Below are 7,608 nucleotides of genomic sequence, written 5' to 3' on the forward strand. Positions count from 1 at the left end.
TCACAGTGGTGAACGCACCGGCCACTCCGGCGCCCGTTTTACCGACGTTGTCAGTATTGGCATCGGAGGCTCGTTTCTCGGGCCGAAGCTGGCCGTCGAGGCGCTACGCCCGTACTGGCAGGGCTCCATTAACTGTCACTTTGTCGCCAACATCGATGGCACCGACATTACCGAAACCCTGGCATGCCTGAATCCGGACACCACGCTGTTTCTGGTGCAGTCAAAATCCTTCCGTACCCAGGAAACCCTGGAGAACAGCCTGCTCGCCCGGCAATGGTTTCTCGATAATGGTGGCAACGCAGCCTCCGTCTCCCAGCATTTCATGGCAGTCACGGCCAACGTCGAAGAAGCGGCCCGGTTCGGCATCGAACCCGCCAACACCTTTCCCATGTGGGATTGGGTAGGTGGTCGTTATTCCCTCTGGTCCGCCATCGGCCTGCCGATTGCGTTAACGCTTGGCATGGCGGCATTCCGGGAGCTACTCACCGGTGCACATGCCATGGACTCCCATTTCAGGGAAGCGCCCGAGCGGGAAAACCTGCCGGTAATCATGGCCATGCTCAGCGTGTGGTACAACAATTTCTGGGGCGCCGAGAGCCATGCGGTACTGCCCTATGACGAATACCTGAAATACCTGCCGGAGCACCTTCAGCAGCTGGATATGGAGAGTAACGGCAAGCGCGTAACCCAGAATGGCATCAGCGTGGATTACCCTACCGGGCCCGTGCTCTGGGGCGGCGTGGGAGCTAACGGCCAGCACGCATATCACCAACTGATTCATCAGGGTACCCGGCTGATTCCTGCCGATTTCATCATTCCCCTGAGGTCCCACAATCCGGTGGCCAGCCACCATGCTGCTCTGTTTGCCAATTGTCTGTCTCAGGCACGGGCCATGATGGCCGGAAAGACGGAAGCAGAGGCCGAACAGGAACTGCTGGCCGGCGGTCTTGATGGTGATGCCGCCCGCCAGCTGGCCCCACACAAGGCCATTCCCGGTAACCGGCCCTGCAACATCCTGCTGATGGAACGCCTGACTCCGCACACCCTGGGGGCACTGATTGCACTTTATGAACACCGCACCTTCGTGCAGAGCGTGATCTGGGATATTGATTGCTTTGATCAATGGGGCGTGGAGCTGGGCAAACAGATTGGCAACGAAATTCTTCCGAAACTGCTGGGCGAGAGTGAAGATGGCAGCGCTGGAGACAGCGCCACCGACAACCTGATCCGGTTATTCCGCGACCGCTCCGGAACTTGAGATCTGACGCCCCTGCCAGGTGAAATCGACGGGCCAGAGCTTCTGGTCCTTCTGGTAAGACTGCCAGAGGCTGCGATAGCTCTCTCCGCACACAGGGTGCAATTCGTCCGGAGCAATATCGGCCAGCGGCCTCAGGACAAATGCGTTTTTTAGGATTTCAGCCCGGGGCAGTTCAACCCCATCAAGGGTGCCGGTCGCATCGCCCCAGGTGAGAATATCCAGATCCAGAGTCCTTGGACTGAACTTGGGCGCCGAAGCTTTGCGGCCGTTGTCTGCCTCGAGTTTTTTGAAGCGCCGGGAAAGCTCTCCTACCGACATATTGGTATCCACACCCACCACCAGGTTCAGAAAATCCGAGCCATCGAAGCCGACCGATTCGCTCTCGTAAACCGGAGAAATGGCCAATTCTCCAAACCAACCGGCCAGAGCATCCAGCGCCGCGCTGACATGGCGATAGCGTTCAATATTACTGCCGATACTGATGTATACACGTTTCATGCCCGTGCCCCCCGCTCAATTCTCACGCCCACCGAGCGTGCGGCCGGCACAGCACCGGGCTTGCTCAACGTCAGCCTCAGCCAACGCACGCCAAACTCGCCCTGCAGCAAACGGGCAACTTCCTCTGCGGCCCGCTCCAGCAACTCCGGCTGCAGCGTTTGCAGGCACTGACTGACCCGCTCGCTAACGGCGGCGTAATCAAGTGCATCGGCAACATCGTCACTGGCGCCGGGCACCGAGTTATCCCACGCCAGTTCCAGATCCACCAGTAGCCGCTGTGTGACTTCGCGTTCCCAATCGTACACCCCGATCACGGTTTCCACCGCCAGTCCTTCGATCAGGACTGTGTCCCATTTGCCATTTGCCAAATCGGTCTCCCGAGCCTTCCACTGATGGCTGATTGAATATTACACAGGCAGACGATACTGTGACGGACAACCAGCCTGCCTTGATGCGGGCGGCATTTTCTCACAGAACACAGGGCCCAGTCTCTGTACAGCGGTTACGCCATGGACGTCTTTAGCCAACCCGTTGCGATTGTCTTGCTTTGCGCCAGCGCTTATCTGGCGGGTTCCGTGCTGTTCGCGATACCAGTGTGCCGCCTCTGGAAACTGCCAGATCCTCGCGCCCTGGGTTCCGGCAACCCCGGAGCCACCAATGTGTACCGGGCAGGTGGCTGGCAACCCGCGCTGGCAACCCTGATGCTGGATGCGTTCAAGGGCTGGTTGCCCGTCTGGCTCGGTCAAAGCCTTGGCATGTCCATTCTGGTGCAGGCCATGATTGCCCTGTGCGCGGTGACCGGACACATGATCCCGGCATTCTATCGGTTCAAAGGGGGCAAAGGTGTTGCAACGGCCCTCGGGGCAGGGTTGGCACTGGCGCCGCTCACCACCGCCATCATGGCAGGCTTATGGCTGGGCGTAATGTGGCGCTGGCGCATTTCAGCCGTGGCCTCTCTGGTGGCAATCACCAGCGGCCCGCTCATCAGCGCCCTGCTGGAACCGGAAACCCTGCCCCTGTTCGGACTGCTGACCCTGCTGATTGTGGTGCGTCACCGCAACAACCTGATTCGCCTGGCCCAGGGGCGGGAAACCGGACTCTAGCGTCTGATCAGGCTAGTCCACGAGGCCGTTCTGACGCGGTTCCGCCACTGGCGGCAAAGTGTTCATAGGCCACCGGGGGACCGCCACAATCCGCTCGCCATCCTGCTGACCGGCCTTTAGCCGCTGCGCACCGGCATAGGCAATCATGGCACCGTTGTCGGTGCAGAACTCCGGACGAGCGTAGAACACTGAACCACGCAGCTTTTCTGCCATGGCTTCCAGTGACGCCCGCAACCGCTTGTTGGCGCTGACCCCGCCGGCAATGACCAGCCGCTTACACCCTGTTTGCTCCAGGGCTCTGCGACATTTGATGACCAGGGTATCAACTACCGCAGCTTCGAACGCCAGAGCAATGTCTGCTTTTACCTGCTCATCCAGCGTACCTTTATCTTTTGCGTCGTTCACGGTGTTCAGGGTGAAGGTTTTCAGGCCGCTGAAGGAAAAATCCAGGCCGGGACGATCGGTCATCGGGCGGGGAAAACGGTACTGCCCCTCTCGACCCTTTTCCGCAAGGGCAGCTACCCGGGGGCCACCCGGATAATCCAGCCCCAGCATTTTCGCAGTTTTATCGAACGCCTCGCCGGCGGCATCATCCACCGATTCACCCAGCATCTGGTACTCACCAAGGCCATCCACCCGCACTAACTGGGTATGGCCACCGGACACCAGCAGCGCGACAAACGGGAACGCCGGCGGATTGTCCTCCAGCATGGGCGCCAGCAGGTGACCTTCCATATGATGCACGCCCAACACCGGAATCCCCAGTGCAAACCCCAAGGCATGCGCCACCGAGCCGCCCACCATCAGGGCACCCACTAACCCCGGCCCGGCGGTATAGGCGATACCTTCGATATCGGAACGGGCTTTACCGGCTTGAGCCAGTACCTCATCGCATAAAGGAAGCAGCTTGCGGACATGATCCCGGGAGGCCAGCTCAGGCACCACGCCGCCATAATCGGCGTGCATACCGATTTGACTGTAAAGGGCATGGGCCAGCAGTCCCCGCTGAGCGTCAAACAGGGCTACACCGGTCTCATCGCAGGAGGTTTCAATACCAAGAATCAGCATAATGGGCACTACATCCAAGGGGTGTCGGGTACGTGGGCGGCATTTTAGCAGAAACCCGAAAGCTTCCGGCAGTTTCGTTGAACAGTGATTGACCTTGGCCAGCCCAGCGGCTATCATTGCCGCCCTAAATTAGCACTGGTCGAGTTTTAGCCAATCTGACCAGGGATCGAGCCCGTACGGCACTGGCCGACGGAACAAATTGAAACCGAATCTATCAGGTAGGTGATTTTCGAATGCCAGCTGTTAAAGTGAAAGAGAATGAGCCGTTTGACGTAGCACTGCGTCGCTTCAAGCGTTCCTGCGAGAAGGCCGGTGTACTGTCTGAAGTACGTCGTCGTGAGCACTACGAGAAGCCGACCGCTGTTCGTAAGCGTAAAGCAGCTGCTGCCGTTAAGCGTCATCTCAAGAAGCTTCAGCGGGAACAGCGCAAGTTCGAGCGTCTGTACTGAGTTCAGGCGCGCATCGACTGCACAACTGATTGCCGGAACGGCGTTTCGCCCCACCCGGCAAGCTGAAAATGCCGCCGAGGCCTGGCTTCGGCGGCATTTTTGGCTATGGCGAAAATGCCTTCGCACCCGGCACCCCGGCTGAAGTGGAGCCACCATGAGCGGATTGATCCCTCAACGCTTTGTTGAAGACCTGCTGGATCGCATTGATCTGGCGGAGCTGATCGGTTCGCGCATCACGCTGAAAAAAGCCGGAGCCAACTACAAGGCCTGCTGCCCGTTTCACGACGAGAAGACGCCATCATTTAACGTTCGACCGGACAAAGGCTTCTATCACTGTTTTGGCTGTGGAGCCCATGGCGATGCCATCAGCTTTGTTCGCGAATTTGAGGGCCTGGGTTTCACCGAAGCGGTAGAAGAACTGGCCAAGCGTGCCGGGCTGGAAGTGCCGTACGACCGAGCTGCCAAACAGGAAATGCAACAGGCGCGGACACTGACCGATGCCCTGGAGTTTGCCAACCGGTTCTATCACTCAGCACTGACCAGTCAGCAAGGCGGTTATGCCCGGGACTACCTGAAGCAGCGGGGACTGGATGAAAACATTATCCAGCAGTATCAGATTGGTTTTGCACCGGGCACCGGCACGGCACTTTACGACGCCGCCCCGAAGGATCTTAAAGCACCACTGATTGAGACCCGCACGGTGTCGGACCAGTACGGCCGCCCCAGGGATCTGTTCCGCAACCGGGTTATGTTTCCCATCCGGAACACCCGAGGCAAAACCATCGCCTTCGGCGGGCGCACGCTGGGCGACGACAAGGCCAAGTACATTAACTCGCCGGAATCGGACGTTTTCCACAAGAGCCGGGAAATCTACGGCCTGTTCGAGGCCCGGCAAGCCATTCGACAACTGGACAAGTTGCTGGTGGTCGAAGGCTATATGGATGTGATTGCGCTGGCCCAGCACGGCATCCATTACGCGGTGGCGACTCTGGGGACGGCCACCAACCAGGACAGCCTGACCGCACTGCTTCGGCACGTTCGGCATATCGTGTTCTGTTTTGACGGCGACCAGGCAGGTTTTCGGGCAGCGGACAGGGCCATGGAGAACGCCCTGGAGCTGATGGCAGACGGGCTGCACCTGCAGTTTCTCATGCTGCCAGAAGGCGAAGACCCGGACACACTGGTGCGCAAAGAAGGGCCGGACGCATTTCAGAAGCGTATTGAGGGCGCTACACCCTTCTCACGCTATCTGTTTGATCGCCAGAGCGAGGGCCTTGATCTGCAGTTGCCCGAACACCGAGGCGAACTTCGGGCACGGGTTGAGCCCTTGCTGAACAAGATGCCCCGCAGCACGTTGCGGGACGCCATGTGGCACGAAATGCTGCGCCTTTGCGGCGGCCGCAACCAGTGGCAGAACCGCCAGCAGGGCCAGAATTACAAGGCACGGGGCTGGCGCGGTGAAGGCCAAAGCCGGCCCACGGAAGAGCGGATTGACGTAAAACTCAGCAAAGACAGCACCTTGTGCCTGGCCTTGCTGGAAGCACCGGAACTGGCAACCGAAGTGAAAGCTCTGGCAGACAGCACCCGGCAGCTTGAACGCGCGGGGCGTTTTGCCCGCTGGTTACTGGAAGAAAAAATTCAGACCCGCAAGACACTGGTCGCGGGGCTGGCCACGAACAAACAGGCCAGGGACAGGTTTTACAACCTGTTTGACGAACTGGAGCACATACCGGCCCGGGAAAGCACACTGGCGGCTGCCAGAGAGCTGTTAAGCCCGAATGAAGAGGCCGCGCGTCAGCAGAGGCTGGCAACCCTGCTCCGGAACCTGGCACAGCTTTCCCCGGAAGAACGGGAGGAGCTGCGAACGCTCAGCGCCGGTACGTTAAATCCGAAGGCTGAAAGCTGAGCACTTGAAACCTGTTGCCCTGATCACCATCTAACCATTCGGTGGCAGCGCAACCGAGCGACAGCTATAATGGCTGTTTAACTTTTTTCCTTTTTAAAAGCGAGTTCACAGGGTGTCTATGTCAGGCAATTCGCAGAAATCACGTTTGAAAGACCTCATCGCACGAGGCAAGGAACAAGGTTACCTGACTTACGCCGAGGTAAACGATCACCTCCCGGAAGATATCGCAGATCCGGATCAGGTTGAAGACATTATCCGGATGATCAACGACATGGGTATCCAGGTGTGCGAAGAGACACCAGACGCGGATACCCTGCTGATGACCGAAGGTGACTCCACTGCCGACGAAGCTGCTGCCGCCGAAGCCGCTGCTGCTCTTGCCGCCGTTGAGACCGACGCTGGCCGCACCACAGATCCGGTGCGCATGTACATGCGCGAGATGGGCACTGTTGAGCTGCTGACCCGCGAAGGCGAGATCGTCATCGCCAAGCGCATCGAGGAAGGCATCCGCGACGTCATGGCCGCTGTAGCACATTTCCCGGGCACTGCCGGCACCGTGATTCAGGCCTACGACCGCATCATCGAGAATGAAGGTCGCATCAGCGACATCGTGACCGGCTTCCTCGACCCGGATGACGCCGAGCCGTTCATGGGTGAAGACACCAGCACCGAAGACACCTCTGCTGACGACAGCGATACCAGCAGCGATGACGACGATGACGACAGCACCAGCGAAGACGACAACGACAACGGGCCAGACCCGGAAGAAACCCGGCTGCGCTTCGAGCTGCTGAAAGAGAAGCTGGACGCTGCCGAGAAGGCCCTGGCCAAACACGGCCGTGGACACAAGAAAACCCAGGAAGCCCTGAACGAACTGGGCCAGGTTTTCGCCCCGTTCAAGCTGGCCAACAAGGCGTTTGACGAACTGGTGAACGTCGTTCGTTCAACCAACGACCTGGTCCGCGAGAACGAGCGCGCCATCATGCAGATCTGTGTGCGTGACTGCAAAATGCCGCGCAAAGACTTCATCAAATGGTTCCCGGGCAACGAAACTGATCTTGAGTGGGCCGGCGAAATTGCCGCCACCAAAAAGCCCTATGCGGCCGCGATCGGTGAGCGTGTGGACGAAATCGTTCGCCTGCAGAAGCGCATCCAGAACGTTCAGACCGAAGTAGACCTGGACGTAGCCGACATCAAGGAAATCAACCGCCGGGTGTCGATCGGCGAGGCGAAAGCCCGCCGCGCCAAAAAGGAAATGGTTGAGGCCAACCTGCGTCTGGTTATTTCCATCGCCAAGAAATACACCAACCGCGGCCTGCAGTTCCT

At 58.9% G+C, this 7,608-nt stretch carries 8 protein-coding genes; 5 read left to right on the forward strand and 3 right to left on the reverse strand.

Annotated features, from left to right (window positions below; genetic code table 11):
• The coding region (gene pgi, locus B3Y70_RS07915) for a glucose-6-phosphate isomerase (RefSeq protein WP_288589571.1) at positions 1-1,258 on the forward strand (1,258 nt) is incomplete at its 5' end.
• Here pgi and folK read toward each other — a convergent pair.
• Positions 1,232-1,756 carry a 2-amino-4-hydroxy-6-hydroxymethyldihydropteridine diphosphokinase gene (folK, locus tag B3Y70_RS07920; RefSeq protein ID WP_199453097.1) on the reverse strand — a complete coding sequence of 175 codons (525 nt, stop codon included), beginning with the start codon at positions 1,754-1,756 and terminating at the stop codon, positions 1,232-1,234. The genes pgi and folK overlap by 27 nt on opposite strands.
• A complete protein-coding gene (gene folB / locus B3Y70_RS07925; RefSeq protein WP_121208290.1) occupies positions 1,753-2,124 on the reverse strand; it encodes a dihydroneopterin aldolase in 372 nt (123 codons plus the stop codon). The genes folK and folB overlap by 4 nt, the downstream gene beginning before the upstream one ends.
• 141 nt (positions 2,125-2,265) lie before the next feature.
• Here folB and plsY point away from each other — a divergent pair, with 141 nt between their 5' ends.
• Positions 2,266-2,859, forward strand: coding sequence for a glycerol-3-phosphate 1-O-acyltransferase PlsY (gene plsY, locus B3Y70_RS07930; RefSeq protein WP_199453095.1), 594 nt, complete (start codon positions 2,266-2,268; stop codon positions 2,857-2,859).
• Positions 2,860-2,871: 12 nt separating this feature from the next.
• On the opposite strand, the gene tsaD is transcribed toward plsY, so the two are convergent.
• Positions 2,872-3,927, reverse strand: coding sequence for a tRNA (adenosine(37)-N6)-threonylcarbamoyltransferase complex transferase subunit TsaD (gene tsaD, locus B3Y70_RS07935; protein WP_286894785.1), 1,056 nt, complete (start codon positions 3,925-3,927; stop codon positions 2,872-2,874).
• Positions 3,928-4,160: 233 nt separating this feature from the next.
• Between tsaD and rpsU the strand changes: the two genes are divergently transcribed.
• The 3 genes from rpsU to B3Y70_RS07950 form a co-directional block, all read left to right on the forward strand.
• A complete protein-coding gene (rpsU, locus tag B3Y70_RS07940) occupies positions 4,161-4,376 on the forward strand; it encodes a 30S ribosomal protein S21 (protein ID WP_007153483.1) in 216 nt (71 codons plus the stop codon).
• A 154-nt stretch (positions 4,377-4,530) separates the two neighbouring features.
• Positions 4,531-6,282: a DNA primase gene (gene dnaG, locus B3Y70_RS07945; protein ID WP_022991890.1), complete on the forward strand. Its 1,752-nt coding sequence runs from the start codon at positions 4,531-4,533 to the stop codon at positions 6,280-6,282.
• A 118-nt stretch (positions 6,283-6,400) separates the two neighbouring features.
• The coding region (locus B3Y70_RS07950) for an RNA polymerase sigma factor region1.1 domain-containing protein (protein ID WP_414674112.1) at positions 6,401-7,608 on the forward strand (1,208 nt) is incomplete at its 3' end.

This window comes from Marinobacter sp. UBA5687 (assembly GCF_002420325.1).
Taxonomy (GTDB): Bacteria; Pseudomonadota; Gammaproteobacteria; order Pseudomonadales; family Oleiphilaceae; genus Marinobacter; species Marinobacter nauticus.

What these genes read in the sequence shown, in the direction of transcription:
- rpsU (WP_007153483.1), top strand. Translation starts at nt 4,161, where the DNA reads ATGCCAGCTGTTAAAGTGAAAGAGAATGAGCCGTTTGACGTAGCACTG.
- folK (WP_199453097.1), bottom strand. Translation starts at nt 1,756, where the DNA reads ATGAAACGTGTATACATCAGTATCGGCAGTAATATTGAACGCTATCGC.
- dnaG (WP_022991890.1), top strand. Translation starts at nt 4,531, where the DNA reads ATGAGCGGATTGATCCCTCAACGCTTTGTTGAAGACCTGCTGGATCGC.
- tsaD (WP_286894785.1), bottom strand. Translation starts at nt 3,927, where the DNA reads ATGCTGATTCTTGGTATTGAAACCTCCTGCGATGAGACCGGTGTAGCC.
- plsY (WP_199453095.1), top strand. Translation starts at nt 2,266, where the DNA reads ATGGACGTCTTTAGCCAACCCGTTGCGATTGTCTTGCTTTGCGCCAGC.